This is a genomic window from Fictibacillus halophilus (genome assembly GCF_016401385.1).
GTDB classification, from domain to species: Bacteria; Bacillota; Bacilli; order Bacillales; family Fictibacillaceae; genus Fictibacillus; species Fictibacillus halophilus.
The window spans coordinates 2,403,799-2,419,613 of sequence record NZ_JAEACF010000001.1 but is presented as its reverse complement, the minus strand read 5'-3'; the positions used below and the strand labels follow the sequence as shown (position 1 = coordinate 2,419,613).

General features: G+C 37.9%; 16 protein-coding genes. 8 read left to right on the top strand and 8 right to left on the bottom strand.

Annotated features, from left to right (window positions below; translation table 11 throughout):
- Positions 1-30: 30 nt before the first annotated feature.
- The 3 genes from I5J82_RS12570 to I5J82_RS12560 all read right to left on the bottom strand — a co-directional run bounded on the left by I5J82_RS12570 (position 31) and on the right by I5J82_RS12560 (position 2,979).
- Positions 31-798, bottom strand: coding sequence for a potassium channel family protein (locus I5J82_RS12570; RefSeq protein ID WP_198768123.1), 768 nt, complete (start codon positions 796-798; stop codon positions 31-33).
- A 103-nt stretch (positions 799-901) separates the two neighbouring features.
- The gene (locus I5J82_RS12565; RefSeq protein ID WP_198768122.1) at positions 902-2,548 is read right to left on the bottom strand and encodes an anti-sigma-I factor RsgI family protein; all 1,647 of its coding nucleotides are present in this window, start codon (positions 2,546-2,548) and stop codon (positions 902-904) included.
- Positions 2,548-2,979, bottom strand: coding sequence for a hypothetical protein (locus I5J82_RS12560; protein ID WP_198768121.1), 432 nt, complete (start codon positions 2,977-2,979; stop codon positions 2,548-2,550). The genes I5J82_RS12565 and I5J82_RS12560 overlap by 1 nt, the downstream gene beginning before the upstream one ends.
- A gap of 165 nt (positions 2,980-3,144) precedes the next feature.
- On the opposite strand from I5J82_RS12560, the gene I5J82_RS12555 reads away from it, so the two are divergent.
- Positions 3,145-3,423: a hypothetical protein gene (locus I5J82_RS12555; RefSeq protein ID WP_198769011.1), complete on the top strand. Its 279-nt coding sequence runs from the start codon at positions 3,145-3,147 to the stop codon at positions 3,421-3,423.
- A 113-nt stretch (positions 3,424-3,536) separates the two neighbouring features.
- Here I5J82_RS12555 and I5J82_RS12550 read toward each other — a convergent pair whose 3' ends face one another.
- Positions 3,537-3,887: a hypothetical protein gene (locus I5J82_RS12550; RefSeq protein ID WP_198768120.1), complete on the bottom strand. Its 351-nt coding sequence runs from the start codon at positions 3,885-3,887 to the stop codon at positions 3,537-3,539.
- Positions 3,888-4,012: 125 nt separating this feature from the next.
- On the opposite strand from I5J82_RS12550, the gene I5J82_RS12545 reads away from it, so the two are divergent.
- The 5 genes from I5J82_RS12545 to I5J82_RS12525 all read left to right on the top strand — a co-directional run bounded on the left by I5J82_RS12545 (position 4,013) and on the right by I5J82_RS12525 (position 9,141).
- Positions 4,013-4,558 (top strand): flavodoxin family protein, encoded by a 546-nt coding sequence (locus I5J82_RS12545; protein WP_198769010.1) that lies wholly within the window; start codon positions 4,013-4,015, stop codon positions 4,556-4,558.
- 241 nt (positions 4,559-4,799) lie between these two features.
- Complete coding sequence (locus I5J82_RS12540; protein WP_198768119.1) at positions 4,800-6,623, top strand: PAS domain-containing sensor histidine kinase; 1,824 nt, start codon at positions 4,800-4,802, stop codon at positions 6,621-6,623.
- A gap of 223 nt (positions 6,624-6,846) precedes the next feature.
- On the top strand, positions 6,847-7,632 hold the full coding sequence (locus I5J82_RS12535; protein ID WP_198768118.1) for a transporter substrate-binding domain-containing protein: 786 nt from the start codon (positions 6,847-6,849) through the stop codon (positions 7,630-7,632).
- A gap of 102 nt (positions 7,633-7,734) precedes the next feature.
- Positions 7,735-8,394 (top strand): amino acid ABC transporter permease, encoded by a 660-nt coding sequence (locus I5J82_RS12530; RefSeq protein ID WP_198768117.1) that lies wholly within the window; start codon positions 7,735-7,737, stop codon positions 8,392-8,394.
- A 24-nt stretch (positions 8,395-8,418) separates the two neighbouring features.
- Positions 8,419-9,141 carry an amino acid ABC transporter ATP-binding protein gene (locus tag I5J82_RS12525; RefSeq protein WP_198769009.1) on the top strand — a complete coding sequence of 241 codons (723 nt, stop codon included), beginning with the start codon at positions 8,419-8,421 and terminating at the stop codon, positions 9,139-9,141.
- A 44-nt stretch (positions 9,142-9,185) separates the two neighbouring features.
- Here the strand turns inward: I5J82_RS12525 and I5J82_RS12520 are convergent, their stop codons facing one another.
- Both I5J82_RS12520 and I5J82_RS12515 read right to left on the bottom strand, forming a co-directional pair.
- On the bottom strand, positions 9,186-10,094 hold the full coding sequence (locus tag I5J82_RS12520) for a DMT family transporter (protein ID WP_198768116.1): 909 nt from the start codon (positions 10,092-10,094) through the stop codon (positions 9,186-9,188).
- 97 nt (positions 10,095-10,191) lie between these two features.
- Positions 10,192-11,088: a formate/nitrite transporter family protein gene (locus I5J82_RS12515; protein ID WP_233096474.1), complete on the bottom strand. Its 897-nt coding sequence runs from the start codon at positions 11,086-11,088 to the stop codon at positions 10,192-10,194.
- A gap of 265 nt (positions 11,089-11,353) precedes the next feature.
- On the opposite strand from I5J82_RS12515, the gene I5J82_RS12510 reads away from it, so the two are divergent.
- Complete coding sequence (locus tag I5J82_RS12510) at positions 11,354-12,544, top strand: M14 family zinc carboxypeptidase (protein ID WP_198768114.1); 1,191 nt, start codon at positions 11,354-11,356, stop codon at positions 12,542-12,544.
- 49 nt (positions 12,545-12,593) lie between these two features.
- Here the strand turns inward: I5J82_RS12510 and I5J82_RS12505 are convergent, their stop codons facing one another.
- The gene (locus I5J82_RS12505; RefSeq protein WP_198768113.1) at positions 12,594-13,865 is read right to left on the bottom strand and encodes an MFS transporter; all 1,272 of its coding nucleotides are present in this window, start codon (positions 13,863-13,865) and stop codon (positions 12,594-12,596) included.
- A 36-nt stretch (positions 13,866-13,901) separates the two neighbouring features.
- The gene (locus I5J82_RS12500; RefSeq protein ID WP_198768112.1) at positions 13,902-15,209 is read right to left on the bottom strand and encodes an alkaline phosphatase family protein; all 1,308 of its coding nucleotides are present in this window, start codon (positions 15,207-15,209) and stop codon (positions 13,902-13,904) included.
- A gap of 135 nt (positions 15,210-15,344) precedes the next feature.
- Here I5J82_RS12500 and I5J82_RS12495 point away from each other — a divergent pair, with 135 nt between their 5' ends.
- Positions 15,345-15,791 (top strand): hypothetical protein, encoded by a 447-nt coding sequence (locus I5J82_RS12495; protein ID WP_198768111.1) that lies wholly within the window; start codon positions 15,345-15,347, stop codon positions 15,789-15,791.
- The last annotated feature ends 24 nt before the right edge of the window (positions 15,792-15,815 follow it).

Here is a 15,815-nt window from a genome sequence, read left to right as displayed (position 1 = left end):
ACAGATAGACCTAGTGGCTATCTGTTTTTCTTATAAGATCTCTTTCACAAGGTTAGATACCATCGCTTTTGAAGCAAGATTAGACGTGTGTATAATATGATCTGCACCAGCGCGTTTGGCGTTTGTAGTTTGCTCTGTTGTTAATACTTCTGCATGAATAGATACTGTGGAATTTAAGCCTCTAGCTGTTAGAATGGAGAGAATGGTGTTTATATCAGCTTCATACTCCTTTAAGTTTGCATCAGCCGTAATAAGGATGGTATGTGCCTGTTGAACATGAGCCATCTTCCACGTTTGATCTTCACTAGGCTTTGCATGAATAAAATGGATGCCTTCTACATATAATGGGTTTTCTTTTAAAGACTCATCGATTAGAACGATATGATTCGATTTGAGTTTATCTTTGAGAGCTTGTATGGTATGTCTAGCTCTTTCATTCCATCCGACTATAATAAAGTGATCTTTGTTTTTATACATACTTTTCCCCTCGAAAAAACGATTTTCTCTTTTAACAACAGAACTTGCCAAGTGGACCGTTAAAAAGGCAAAAAAGGACGCGCCGATGAATACAAGGAAAATAGCAAGTATCCTTACTTGAGTTGATTCCGGAGTGAAGTCGCCATATCCAACTGTGCCTGCCGTAATCACTGCCCAATAGAATCCTTCAAATATAGTTGGGAATGTTTCTTTCTCTAAGAGGTGAGCTAAAACAGCGCTTGAAACTAGAATGCTAAAAAGAATAATGGCAAGGCGAACCAGCATCGGCATTCTTAGATAAGCATAGTAAATAGACCGCATACAAACACTCTCCTCCTATTATCACTATAGCCATAAACGTTAGGTGTCTATACGGAATATAAACAAAAACCCCAAGACTAGTCTTAGTCCTGGGGTCACTTCATTATGAAGCTTGTTCTAAAAGTGGTTCCTCAATGGCTGGGTCAGAACCAACTTCATTCTCTTTAGTTTGTTGTAGCTCTTCAGAAGTAGCAGATTGCTCAACTTCTTGAGTGAATGCTGAAGTTGGTGTAAGGCATGAATGTTCTTGTGAAGCATTTTGATGATAAGTGGCTAATGCTTGTTGTTTTAATTCAGCATCAGTAACATCTGATGTTACTTTAATGCGGACTTCTATTATGATCCCATCAATAATAATTTCAATATAAATCCAATGTTCTTTAGGAGTCTCTTCTTTAGGAGTCTCCTCTTTAGGAGTCTCCTCTTTAGGAGTCTCTTCTTTAGGAGCCTCTTCTTTAGGAGTTTCCTCTTTAGGAGTCTCTTCTTTAGGAGTCTCTTCTTTAGGAGTTTCCTCTTTAGGTTTTTCTTTAGGCGTTTCTACCTTAGGAGTCTCTTCCTTCGGTGCTTCTTTAGGGATGTTTTCTTTTGGTACTTCTGATTTAGGCTTATCCTCTTTAGGTAGTTCCTGTTTGTGTTTCTCTTCCTTTGGTGCAGTGACCACAGGTGTACTCTTAGTAGGTGCTTTGTGTGTATTCTTGTCCTGCTCTCCACCAGAAGTAGCAGGGTTATTCACATGTTTTTCTTGCTCGCTCTTAACTGGTCTTTCAGCTGGCTTCTCTTCCTTTTTTGGAGTTGCTGGAATTTCAGCATGACTGACAGGTAATTCAAACGTTTTCTTTTTCTCAGGTTCTTGTATTTTTTCTTGGACAGGAATTACTTCCGGCTCAATTTTCACCTCGTTACTCGAATCTTTTAAATCTAAGATAGGAAGAGGTGGCTCGTATACAAGGTCTTTTTTGTTGTTTTCAGAGGCATCCACTGTTTCAATATCCTCTTTTAAAAGCTCTTTAATTGGACCCACTTTTTCAGAGATTTCTTCAATAGTAAGACTTGAAATCTCATTCTTTGTGATTTTCATACCAGACTTCTTAGCTGCTTTATAAATCGCATAATGACCAGGTGACATTTTCATCTTCTTCGATTGCTCGCGTTCTTTGGAACTCATCACGATCGTGGTCATCTCTATTGATTTCTTTTTAGCTTTCTCTGTCATTACTTTATTTACTTGTTGTTTGATTTCTTTTTCTTTATCAGCAGGTATTTCTTCTGATAAGGTTGTGGTAATTAATACTTCTTCCTTCGCCTTTAAATAACCTAGGTCTTCACACGTCTCAAAAATAAGATCAGTTACAATATCAATCTTTTCATTTTCCCAATCGTCTAATCGATCAAGAACCATATGTCCTTGCTGATTATAAGCATAGATATCCAGAACTTTCATATCTTCATCAATTTTTAATTCTAGACTAGGATCCATGTTTATGCCCACATATGCATATGCCCCAGGTCCTGATATCGGTGCAAGTACTTGGAAGAACAAGAGAAAGATGGCCAGAGCTACAGCAGTACCGGTTTTCCAGTTTATGAAGATAGAGAAAGTAGATTTTTTCTTCTCTTGTCTTAGTGGAAGACGGATTTCTTGACCGACCATATAAGCTGCATTGGTATTTTTAATTTTTTTAAATTCTCCGCCCTCAGCAAGAACGATGACGTGACGTTTGTTAACTTCTACAATAATCGCTTTGTTCATTAGTGTTTTCCTCCCGTGCCAGGAACATATTGCAGCAACACTTGATAATTTTCAATAAAGATAAGGGTAAGAGCGGTTATGTATTCTCGCTGTTTTTTCATGGTGTGCTTTTGATGCTGTGTACTTTCGTTATGAAGAAGGGGCAACCGTTTCCACGTTAGAAAGTAATTCCGCATCTCAGGATCTTTTGAGATTTCTTCAGCAACTTTTATGGCTTCCTGTCTGTTTTCAATATCCTTAGGAGTGCTGGAGACTAAGTGACTAAACTCTATTCCATACTCTTTTAGCCGCATTTTAAAATGCGATATTTCTTTTACAGGATCTGGTTCATCCGTGGCATTCGTGCATAGACTCAACGATGAATTGGAAGACGTTGTTTCGAATGCAGGCTGCAATGATTTATTTTTTTTCGTAAACCAACGGCGGATCAATTGTTCCCCCTCCTTCCGACTAATATGTAAAATAATATATTTCAAGATAATAATAACCAAATTATTATAGTATACTTTCATACGAAAAAATAGGGAAGAAAGTCACGATAGTAAATGATTATGGAGTTTGATAGCACTCATAGATGGAAAAGCTAAGACTAGGTGATGAAGTTGAAATATAATAAGGAAGATCGAGAGAAATATAGTGAAGCGATAGACCGGATGCAAGAGGGTTTAGACAGCATGATCGATTTGTACAACGAAGCAGAAGATGATGAAGAGTTGATTCAATATGATGAAGAAGTCATAACGGCAATCAGGCAAGCAAAAGAAAGCTTCGGAGATGAATTTATCAACCAAAAGATAAACACGATTGTTAAGGAAGTGCTTTCGCTTATGCAAGGGGGTCTGACCCCGGGTCAGACCCCAGACAAAGACAAATAGTGCTTCTTTGTCCTTCTGAAGAGGACATCTCTAGCCAAAATCAACCGTCTTCAGCTTACCTGAAGACGGTTGATTTTGTAATCCTATATAGAGTTCTATAAATTTCTATAAATTTATAGAACATACATAAAGATTGGAAACATGTTCCAGCATAACCAGAGCGTGAAGTTAAATAGAATGGAAATAGGATTTGTGACTATGTACTGAATCCATCTTGTCGTATCTGAACTAAGCTGCCATACTTTACGAACAACAAGAATGAACACAGGTATGGTTAAGACGAGAAAGAACAATCTAACCCAATATACATAAGTCACGGTATCAGGTGTTAAGGAGAACAAGGAGATGAAGCAGACGATACCTATTATTCCATATAAAGGCCAGATTACTTGTTTCATCTTCTTAGAATCATATATTGTTAGAAGATAGAAAGCAACCAAGCAGATAATGGTGTATACAATCATTATAGACCTCCTAACTTGTTATCTTTTACTCTATTCTCTGTTTTTAATTTTTATGAGATTACTATAAAATCAAGAGAAATTCTAGTAAAAAGAAGACATTTAACAGAAAGGTGATAAGAATGAAAATCGCAGTAATCAACGGAAGCTCTAGAGAAAACGGAAATACGGATGCTCTGACTCAAAAGGCATTAGACGGGATTCCGTTTACTTCTTTTTACCTCAAAAACTACAAAATAAATCCTATAGATGATCAACGCCACGATGAAGGAGGATTTGTTAAGGTAGACGACGATTATGAAGTATTGATCAGACAGATCTTACAGCATGACGTACTCATTTTTGCTACACCTGTTTACTGGTATGGAATGAGTGGTGTTATGAAAAACTTTGTAGATCGTTTCTCACAGAGCTTAAGAGATGAAACATTAAACTTTAAGAAAGCAATGAGCGAAAAAAAAGCTTATGTTATTACAGTGGGCGGAGACTATCCTCGAATAAAGGGACTACCATTAATTCAGCAATTTCAATATATATTCGACTTTTTGGGTACTGAATTTGTTGGCTATTTAATAGGTGAAGCAAATGCACCTCATGAGATATTATCCGACTCTAAAAGCCTAGGAGATGCTCTATCGTTTAATACAGCTTTATTGAAGCACACTGATAAATAGTCAGTGTGTTTTTCTATATTACTAACTGTAAATAAAAAAGAATTTCACCAATGTTCTACAAGAGTTGTTTTTCATTGGAAGTATCAACATGTACGATACCATCCTGAGTGTTTAAGGATAAACATTAATGCGAATCCAAAAAGAGGAAAATAACACTTGTGTTTTTTTGTATTTAATAGAAAAATAGAGAAAAGGCATTTCTTGTAAATACTTTAAAAATAATTCAACAAGGATGTAGAACATGCGAGAGACTTCGTTTGAATTACAAAATAAAAAACAAATGATGCACACGTTCTATGAAGCGGTTAATAGCGGGATCATCGTTTTAGAACCATGTGGCACGATTCTTTATGCCAATACAAAAGCGTGTGGCATGTTAAGATTGACGGATTCTGAAGTTGAAGGCGCATTTCTATATGAGCTTCCGTTCTTTATTACAGATTCAAACAGTGACAAGTGGTCACTTAAAGAAGCTTACCTTCAACATGTAAAAAACAAAACACGAGAATATCAGGTCGAAATAGATTTAATTTGTAACAACACAGGCTTTTCGTCTTCTTTGTCTGTTTCAATCGTTCCTCTTAAGAATAATTTGAGCGATCTATCCATTGTCACTCTAACGGATAATCAGCAGTTAAAACGTACGGAAAAAAAGTTGAATCGCAGTCAGCAACGCTTTTACTCGCTAGTAAATTCAATGGAAGACACCGTCTTTACGTTAGACACTAATTTTGTACATACAGGCATCTATGGACGATGGATGGAGAAACATGGTGTGAAGCCATCCTACTTTTTAGGGAAGACCGTTCGCGAAGTTTTTGGCGCGGAGATTGCTGAAGGTCAAGAAAAAGCATGTCGTCTTGTTTTGCAGGGTAAATCTCAGTTTTATGAATGGAGTAATGTGCGTGGTGGTGAACGTCTCTATTACCAAGCTATCTTGTCTCCTATAAAAAATGATCAAGGTCAAGTAGAAGGAATAGTCGGCGTTTCAAGAGATATCACTCAAAGCAAGAGAATGGAACTAGGACTTCGAGAGAGTGAGGAAAGGTTCCGTCAATTTGCTGAAAATGCAAAAGACATCTTTTGGATGCAAGATTATAAAACGCATCAGCTTCTTTACATATCAAAGGCTTTTAAGCAAATTTGGGATGCTGAAGAGAGAGAACTCATTGAGTCTGTTTTTACAGACGTTCACTCGGAGGATCAAGAAGCAGTCTCAGCGTTCATCAAATTAATCGCAAAAGGTGAATCACAGATTGAATATCGGATACATGGGAAAAATAACAGAGTCCGCTGGATCCGAACAAGAGCATTTCCAATCACTAATGACGAGGAAGAGATCTATCGAATCGCAGGAATCTCAGAAGATATTACAGATTTAAAAGAAAAAGAAGAATTGCTCAGAAAATCTGATAAACTCACAGTCGTTGGTGAGCTTGCAGCAGGTATTGCTCACGAGATTCGTAATCCACTCACTAGTATTAAAGGATTTGTCCAACTTATGAAAGCAGATATGGAAGATCTTCATAGTGAGATCATCTTATCAGAGATGGACCGGATCGAATCAATCATTACTGAATTTTTAGTATTGGCCAAGCCGCATCAAGAAACTTTCTTTCAACAGAGAAACGTGAATGATTTTATTAAACAGACCATCACGTTGTTAGATTCAGAAGCGAACCTTAATAACGTTCAATTCGAGACGCATTTAATGAACGTGCCTCAGATACTTTGTGAAGGAAATCAAATTAAACAAGTAATCATAAACGTAATCAAGAATGCTATTGAATCCATGAACAATGGAGGCACTATCTTTGTAGAAACAGGAGCACATGATGAAGGCTATGTCTTTATTAAAGTGACCGACCAAGGAGTGGGGATTGGAGAGGAGCGGCTTGCAAGACTGGGCGAACCCTTCTATTCCAATAAAGAAAAAGGCATAGGATTAGGACTGATGGTATCACTGAAAATCATTGAAAATCATCATGGAAACATTACATTTGAAAGTATGTTAGATATCGGGACTACGGTCACAATATTGTTGCCTACAAAGCTATTACCATAAATAGATTATAAAAAGCGCAATTCAGTTTATCTGAAATGCGCTTTTTTGCTTGCTAAATAAGTGTTTACGAGTTTTTTGTAAAGGGTAACCATATAAAAGATGCATGAAAAATCTGATCTTTTTGACAGATAAGAATTGGCGTAAAATTGAGAACATTTCTAATTCATGCTACCCTTGTCTGGTAGGGGGGATCTACAAAAAGGGAAACTCAAGGAGGATAAGAATGAAAGATTTCAAAAAGAAGATTGGAATTTTAGCTGTTGTTTTTTCAATGTTTGTACTAGCTGCATGTGGCAGCAGTGAATCAAGTGACGGGGGTCCAGAATTAAAGAACGAAGGAGAATTTAACTTCATTGTATCAGGAGAGTTTCCACCATTTAGTTCAGTTGATAAGGGTGGGGAACTAACAGGATTTGATGTTGCAGTTGGTAAGGCGATTGCAAAAGAGCTTGGCTTAAAGCCTGTTCCAGAAAAGTTTAAATTCCACGGTGCTGTATCCGCTATTAAGGCAGATCGTTTTGACGCAGCAGTGGCAAGCCATACAATCACTGAAGACCGAAAGAAAGCAGTGAATTTCAGCGAGCCCTATTATTACTCAGGTCCTGTAATCTTTACACGACCAGACAGTGATATTAAAACAAAAGAAGATTTAAAAGGAAAAGAAGTTGCTGTTTCAAAAGGTTCTACCTATGAAAAATCTGCACAAGATTTTACGGATCAAATTAAAAACTATGACAGTGATGCCACAGCATTGCGTGCGTTGAGTGAAGGAAAACACGATGCCGTTATTACTGACGCCATCACGGGTAAACAAGCGATTGAAAAAGGGTTTAAGATTGTTGAACAAGAGCAGCTTGGTACGAGTGAACAAGCGATCGCCATTAAAAAAGAAGATAAAGAATTGTTAAAAGCGGTTAATGAAGCATTAAAGAAAATGAAGGATAACGGTGAGCTCGCGAAGCTTAGTGAAGAATACGTCGGTGCTGATATCACGAAGAAGCCTGAATAATGGTGGAGCCGCCCTCATGAAGTTACGTGCAGGGTGGCTTTCTTTTATCCAAACATATCTAAACACCATTCACAAAGAGAATGAAAAGGGGAGGACAATGGCATGTTTGATCTCGCACACATTTTAGACGTATTAGTAGAAAGTTATCCACTCTTCATGAAGGGGCTTTGGATCACGCTTCAACTTACCTTTGTATCCATCTTAATAGGTACGGGGATTGGACTTGTATTTGCATTATTTAAAATCTCTGGAATCAAAGTCCTAAATTGGATCGCGAATATTTATATTGCACTCATCCGTGGTACACCGCTGATCGTACAGATTTTTATCTTTTACTTCGGTCTGGCGGAATTAGGGATTTCCGCCTTCTGGTCAGCAGCATTTGGACTTGCCATGCATAATGGTGCTTATATTGCAGAGATCTTCAGAGGCTCAATTCAGTCGGTAGACAAAGGTCAGATGGAAGCAGGACGCTCTTTAGGTATGACGTATGGGTTGGCGATGAGAAGGATCATCCTGCCTCAAGCCTTTAAACGAGCACTACCTCCTTTAGGCAACCAATTTATTATCGGTCTGAAGGATTCATCACTTGCATCGTTTATTGCCCTTAACGAGCTGTTCAGTATAGCAACAACACAAGGATCCCGAACATTTGATGAGATGACGTACCTGATAATCGTTGGACTATACTATCTAATACTCGTTCTTCTTTTCACATTACTTGTTAATCTATTAGAAAAGAAACTATCAGCTGGGGAATAGGAGGTGTCTGATTTGAAAAAAGAGATGATACGCATTGAAAACTTAAAGAAGAGTTTTGGAAATCTAGAAGTATTAAAAGAAGTGAATTTAAACGTACAAGAGAGCGAAGTAGTCGTCTTAATTGGTGCTAGTGGATCTGGAAAAAGCACGCTGCTTCGATGCATCAATTTCCTAGAGATCAAAAATGGTGGTAAGATCGTCATCGAAGGAGAAGAAATCGATCCTAAAACACATAACTTAAACGAAGTACGTCAAAGAGTTGGGATGGTTTTTCAGCATTTTAACTTATTTCCTCACAAAACGGTATTGGAAAATGTGATGGAAGCTCCTCTTCATGTGAAAAATCAAAATAAATCAGAAGCTGAACAGGAAGCAAAAGCTTTACTTGGGAAAGTGGGTCTTTCTGATAAAGCACATGTTTATCCAGCCAAATTATCAGGTGGACAGAAGCAGCGTGTTGCTATTGCAAGAGCGCTTGCGATGAAACCAGATATCATGCTGTTTGATGAACCTACATCAGCACTCGATCCAGAACTTGTAGGAGAAGTGCTAGCCACGATGAAAGAGCTTGCGCAAGAAGGCATGACGATGGTCGTCGTAACCCATGAGATGGGGTTTGCAAAAGAAGTAGCAGATGAGGTCGTTTACATGCACGATGGACAGATTTGGGAAAGAGGTAAGCCAGAAGAGCTTTTTGAAGCGCCAAAAGAAGAACGCACGAAAGATTTCTTAAGCTCTATTCTATAAAGATACAAAAAAGTGCAGCGACAATGCTGCACTTTTTTATGTTGCTATTTTTGAACGGCGGAGATTTGAATGTTTTTTCTTGTTCGTTCTTGTAACATAAGAACGGCACCCAATACGAATAGAATACCGATACTTTGAACAAATGAAATGGATTCTTTGTATAACACTATACCCATCAAGGTAGCTACAACAGGTTCAATAGTAGATACAATAGATGCTTTGCTTGCGTCCATCTGCTGTAAACCTTGTGTGTAGAACCAGTAGGCAAATACGGTTGGAAAAAGACCAAGACCGATTACATTCATTACAACGAAGGGGCTAAAAACCTGGATATCAGTAGAGATTATATCACTGATAGGATATAGAGCAAGCAAGGCAAAGAAAAAAGTGTAGATGCTGATGGTTAATGTTTCATATTTTTGACTAGCTAACTTTCCAAAAATACTGTAAAGGGAATAGCCAAAACCTGCTCCTAAACCTATTAAAAGACTCGTCAGTGAAAGTTCTAATTGAGCAGAGAACAAACCTGAGACGAGTGTACAGCCCAAGAAAGTAGCGGCGAGGGCAAACAGCTTCTGACGGGTTAACTGTTCTTTAAATACAATTGCTGAAATCACAAGCACAAAAGCTGGAGCTGTATATAAAAGAATAGCTGCAATAGCGAGTGATGACGTTTGAATAGTCGTAAAATAACACCAATTAAAAAAGGATACACTTAATATCCCCGTACCTAAGAAATACCAAGTATCTTTTAACTGAATCCTTAGTAGAGCAGGGTTCTTAAAAACAATCCATGCAAGGAATAATAGAAATGCGCTAGCAGCTCTTAAAAAGACGATTTGTAACGATGTAAAACCTGCCAAGGAGAGCTCTTTAACGAAGAAACCGATAATTCCCCAAAGAGATGCGCCGATCGCTACATATGTAAAAGCAAGTTTCGTTTGATAAGGCATTGGTTCATCTCCTATAAAAAATCATATTCTTACTGAAACTCTAACAAAAAACACCTTTACTGTATATCACAATAAAGGTGTTTAGAAGTTTCTTTTACTATTCCATCTTATGTTTTAATTTCTCAACTTCCTCTTCTTCTTCTTTTACGATATCATCATCAATGTCGTCTTTAAAAGCAAAGGAGAGTAATAATGACACCAATATACCTCCACCAATTAAGTTACCGATCGTAGCAGGAATTAAATTAAGAAGGATAAATTCATACCAACTGTATTCAAAGCCTTCGAGCACGGTGATGCTAAAATACCCCATATTCGCCACGGCGTGTTGGAAATTTCCTGCTTCAAATATGATAACCGGTAAAAGGATACCAAATATTTTACCCATTACATCGCGTGCTGCGGTAGCCAGAACAGCTGCAATTCCGATGAGCCAGTTTGCAAGAATACCAGAGAACAGTACTTGAAACCAACCCCATGTTCCTCGTTCAGTAAACTCCATCTTTTTTTCCATGAATTTCAAAAGTGTCTCATAAAATTCTTTGTCTAATGAGCCTGACATATTTAGGAGAAACCCAACAAATAGTGCGCCTAAAAAGTTACCAATATAACAGATTCCCCAAAACCGCAGTACCTTTTTACTGATCCAGTACTTACTTTGTAAAATATAACTTGGCAGTAAGACATTGATCTCTGTAAAAAGAATCGAGCCTGATAGAAAAATCATCGTATAGCCGATCGCGAAACCAACACCAGATAAGAGGTTATAGGTACCTGTTGTGTCTACGCCCATGGATAACAAAACAGAACCTAGTGCGCCAAAGGCGATAAAAGCTCCTGCCATAAAAGATAAAATGAATTGTGCTAAGTTAGTAACCTGTAAAGAAGCTTTGCCTTCTTCAATAAAATATTCAATAATCTGTACTGGAAAAAAGTATTGCCGATCTGGAACAGCTGCTTTTTTTTTAGAAGTACTGGTCTGATTCTCATTCATTTTCTGCATTCCCTCTTCATTATGTCATCCTCGTCCTAATACTCTTCCCATAATTTGAAGCAAGCAAAACCGAATATGAATAAATTTATACAATAAAGCTTTTTATTTACTTTTATATACCAAATTTATGTGAAATTTGACTTAATTGCAGTAATCAAATTGAAATATTAAAGGCGACTATCCTCATGCGAAGCTATACATTTCCTTATCTATACTATTAATATATCCAAATAATAATAGAGTGCTTTTGGAAGGAGAGAAGAATTTGAAAAAAGGTTTAGCGGTGTTAATGGGGATATTGCTTGGAAGCTTATCGCTTTGGAGTTATAAGGGAGAAGCAGCAAGCTATGTAAATCCAAATCAAACGTATACATATGAAACGATGACGAGTAACATTAAAACCCTTGCTCAAAAATATCCTGGATTAGTCCAATACCGGTCTCTTGGAAAAACTCCGTATGGCAGGGACATCTGGGCGGTGAAGCTGGGGAGAGGTGATGCAACAGTTCTTTACAATGCATCCCATCATGCCAGAGAGTGGATGACGACAAATATCGTAATGGAAATGATCGATCAATATAGTGAACGCTATGTATCGAACAGTACGATGGACGGTTACAATGTGGCAAACGTATTGAATAATACGTCGATCTGGTTTGTACCAATGACTAACCCAGATGGTGTCACACTTCAGCAAAAAGGCTTATCTGCTTTTCCTGCAACAGCTCATGCTAACCTCATCAAGATGAATGGTGGAAGCAAGGATTTTAAAAGATGGAAGTCGAACGCACAAGGGATTGATCTGAACAGACAATATCCTGCGCGTTGGGAACAGATTTCAAATAATGCAAAAGCGCCTTCTTACAAAGACTACAAGGGGAGTGCTCCACTTGTAACAAAAGAAGCAAAAGCGGTGTCTGCTCTTACATATTTAGTAGATCCTGAAATCACCAATTCTTATCATACAGCTGGAAGAATACTATACTACCATTTTAATTATGGAACAAACACCTTTGAAGGGGACAAAACGCTTGGTACGGCCCTGGCAAACATGACAGGCTATCGACTCATTCCTCCTGATACACAGTTATCAAGTGGTGGTGGATACAAAGACTGGTTTATTCAAACCTTTAAACGTCCTGGCTTCACGTTTGAACTTGCTCCATATGCAGGTGAGACGAATCCACCGATCACAATCATTAACGAAGAGTGGACAAGAAACAAAAAGGCTGGACTTTATATGGCAGTAGAAGGGGATAAGCGTTGGGAGAAACGTATTACACCTTTAACGAAAACCATTACGCTTACTCAAAGAGTTCCTTTGCATGATCGTCCTCATGTAAATCATAAGATGGCAGCAGCGAGCCTGTATCCAGGGACGTATAAAGCGAATGCAGCATATGGTAATTTTTATCGCATTCAAACCATCCTTGGACCAAAGTGGATTGTAAAATAGTTCAAAAAAAAACTGCTCGCTAGGTTTTGTCCTAGAGAGCAGTTTTTTTCTATGCACTGATCGTATGAGATGAATCTACTTTCGGTTCTGGAACAAACATAAGAATCGTAATACCAATGATGAACAGAACCACAAGGCTGAACACAGCACTAGCAGAGTTTCCAGTCACTTGAGCGGTTACGGCGATTAACAACGGTCCCATAATGGATGCGAACTTTCCGAAAATATTATAAAAGCCAAAGAATTCGTTCGAGTTTTCTTTCGGAACTAATTTAGCAAAATAGGCACGGCTTAACGCTTGAATTCCACCTTGAGACGTAGCCACTAGCATGGCTAGAATCCAGAAATCCATTGTTGTTTTTAAGAAATAAGCATAAATACAAACGATAATGTAGACCACTATTCCAACGTAAAGCATCTTCTTACCTGTAAATCTTTCTGCTAACCTTCCGTATAGAATGGCAAAAGGGGCAGCGACGACTTGTGTGACAAAAAGAATGATTAAAAGGTTAGTAGAACTAATGCCAAGATCGGAACCGTAAGCTGTGGACATCGTAATAATCGTTCCGACTCCATCGATATAAAAGAAATAAGCGAGTAGAAATAAAAACAGAGCCCGATACTTTCTAATTTCTTTCATTGTTTTACCTAAACGCTTAAAGCTGTTGATCAAAGGCTTTGGTTCGCGTTCGATACCGTATTTTTGATAAACGTTCTTCAACATAGGAATCGTAAAAATTCCCCACCAAATCGCAGTGATCAAAAAGGCGATTTTACTTGCTATTGTAGTTGAGATCGGCAGAACTTCATTTTGTGCCAACACAATGATTGCGATACTGATTAAAAAAGGAATCGTACTCCCGATATATCCTAATCCGAATCCTCTAGAAGAAACTCTGTTCATTCTTTCTTCCGTTGTTACATCGGTAATAAAAGCATCATAAAAGACATTGGATCCGCTAGAACCGATCGCAGTTAGCGTATAAAAAATTAATAATAAGAGCCATTGATCACTTGGGATAAAAGCTAATGATGCGGTAGAAATAAGACCAAGTGCAAAAAAGAATGTGAAGAATCGTTTCTTTAATCCTTTATAATCTGCAATTGTTCCTAGTACAGGGCTCAGCATCGCTAATATAAATGTAGCGATCGCGATTGTATACCCCAAATAAGCTGTGGAATCCGATGAACTGACTCCTGCATTTGTCGCAGCTGCTTTAAAGAACAAAGGAAATACAGCTGTTGAGATAATGATTGAATACGCTGAGTTTGCCCAATCATAGTACATCCAGCTATTCTCTTCTTTCGTAAACCGTTTCATAGGTTTTGTCCTCTCTATACTAGAATTCAGTAAAAACTAGTTGGTTAAAAAATCTTGTACGACTTTACCATCCGTTTTTCCTAAATCTAGACCTAATAGTTTAGCAAACGTTGGTCCTTCATCGATTAAGTGCATGGAAGGAACAACAACATTTCTTTTTATCCCTTTACCTGCTAATAACAGAATAGTATTGTAATCTTCTTTTTCAGGAGAATATCCATGACAAGCATGCGTGTACCGTTTTACCCTCACATCTTGATCTGTAATTTCGTTTAGAAAAGAGCCGTCATGCTCCTCGTTAAAATAAAAACCTCGTCTAGCTTCTACCATGAACGCACACCGATCATCAGCACCTGTTATAGCCGCTTGTTCTTGATTGTAAATCTTTTCAATACCATTACTTTCATCAGACAATAAGTGATTTAGAAGTTTTTTCACTACCTCCTTTGTTTGTAGATCAGATGAATCCTTAAGGTAAATATATGCTGATCCATCACAACTTTTGCAATAGGCTTTCCAATTTTGTATAGCCCCTTTCGAGTCAGTCTCTATTAATTTCTGTTTCTTAAATAATACATTCAGTTTTATCGCCTTGTTCTCATCGAGTGCGCTATGATCTCCTAATACGGCGATCGTCGTCTCTTCATAAATTCCGGCTTCCTGTAAGGATTCAAAAATTCTGCCGAGTCTGTTGTCATGTCTTTTTATCGCATCCATTGCTTCATCAGAAGAAAAGCCATGATAGTGCCTCTGTGAATCGAGATCCACAAAATGGACTAGCAGTAATTGTGGTTTTTTCGTTTTAATCGTATGTATTGTGGATTCCAGAACAAAATCATCAAGCTCAGGCTGATTCAACCCATTACGCAGATGTCCAAATCTGCGGTTCAGATCAAGTTGATATCTTTTACTTCCGTTTAAGAGAGAAACAGGAATCTGGTGATGCCATTTCCGGTTCGCAAAAATTTCAGGCATGTTGTAATCGATGTTCGCTCTTGCGGTGACTGGCCATAATAGAGCACCTGTAGTCATTCCTGCTTTTTTAGCCTCATCGTATAAAGTAGTTCCTTTAATATGCTTTCTGTGCCAATACCAATCGGGCGAAGCTTTACCCGGCTGTGTTAACGTATTATTTACGATGCCGTGATTTTTAGGAAAACGCCCTGTAACGATTGAAGTATGACAAGGATACGTTACAGAAGGGTAGATCGTCTCTACGTTTTTGCAATATGAGCCTTGATTCAAAATTTTTTTAAAATGCGGAAGTTGCTCGAACAAAGGGAAATCAAGAGAAGAAAGACAGTCAAATGAGATGACCACTAAATGATTGGTTAGACGTGACATAACACTCCTCCAAAAGTTGCTAAGATTAACCATTCTAAATTAAATGATAGCATACGGAAATCTAACGCGTGTAAAGTGTATGTGTGAATTATAAAAAATCATACCATTTCCTTTCCAAACATTGTAAGTTATGTTATGAATGAATTATCTCATTGTATAGCGGGTGATGAAGTGATCAAATGGTGGTTAGGTGTTGTAGTGATGTTTTTTATCACAACAGGTGTCATTATGTACGTCTTTACGATGGATTACGCTTCTGAAAAAGCGATGACAGAAATCACGAAAGAATTAAAGTCGAACGAAGATGAAATCTCGAAACTTCTAGACGACCCAGAGATTAGAAAGTACATAGAAACAGGTGCACCGCCAAAACAGAAATTACCGTTCACAACCAAAAACGATGCTGTTGAGTTTATTTCTGAAAGATACACCATTCAAGAATTAGCTGCCATTCGAGAGAAGGTAAGTAAAGGATTAAACGAAGAGGAAAAAGTAGCGGTATATGAAAAATTGCTCGAAAAAGTAACCGATGATGAGCTGATGGCGCTGAAAGTAGTTGCTTTAAAAGAGATAAAGAAATAAGAAAAAAGCCCCAAAATAGGGCTT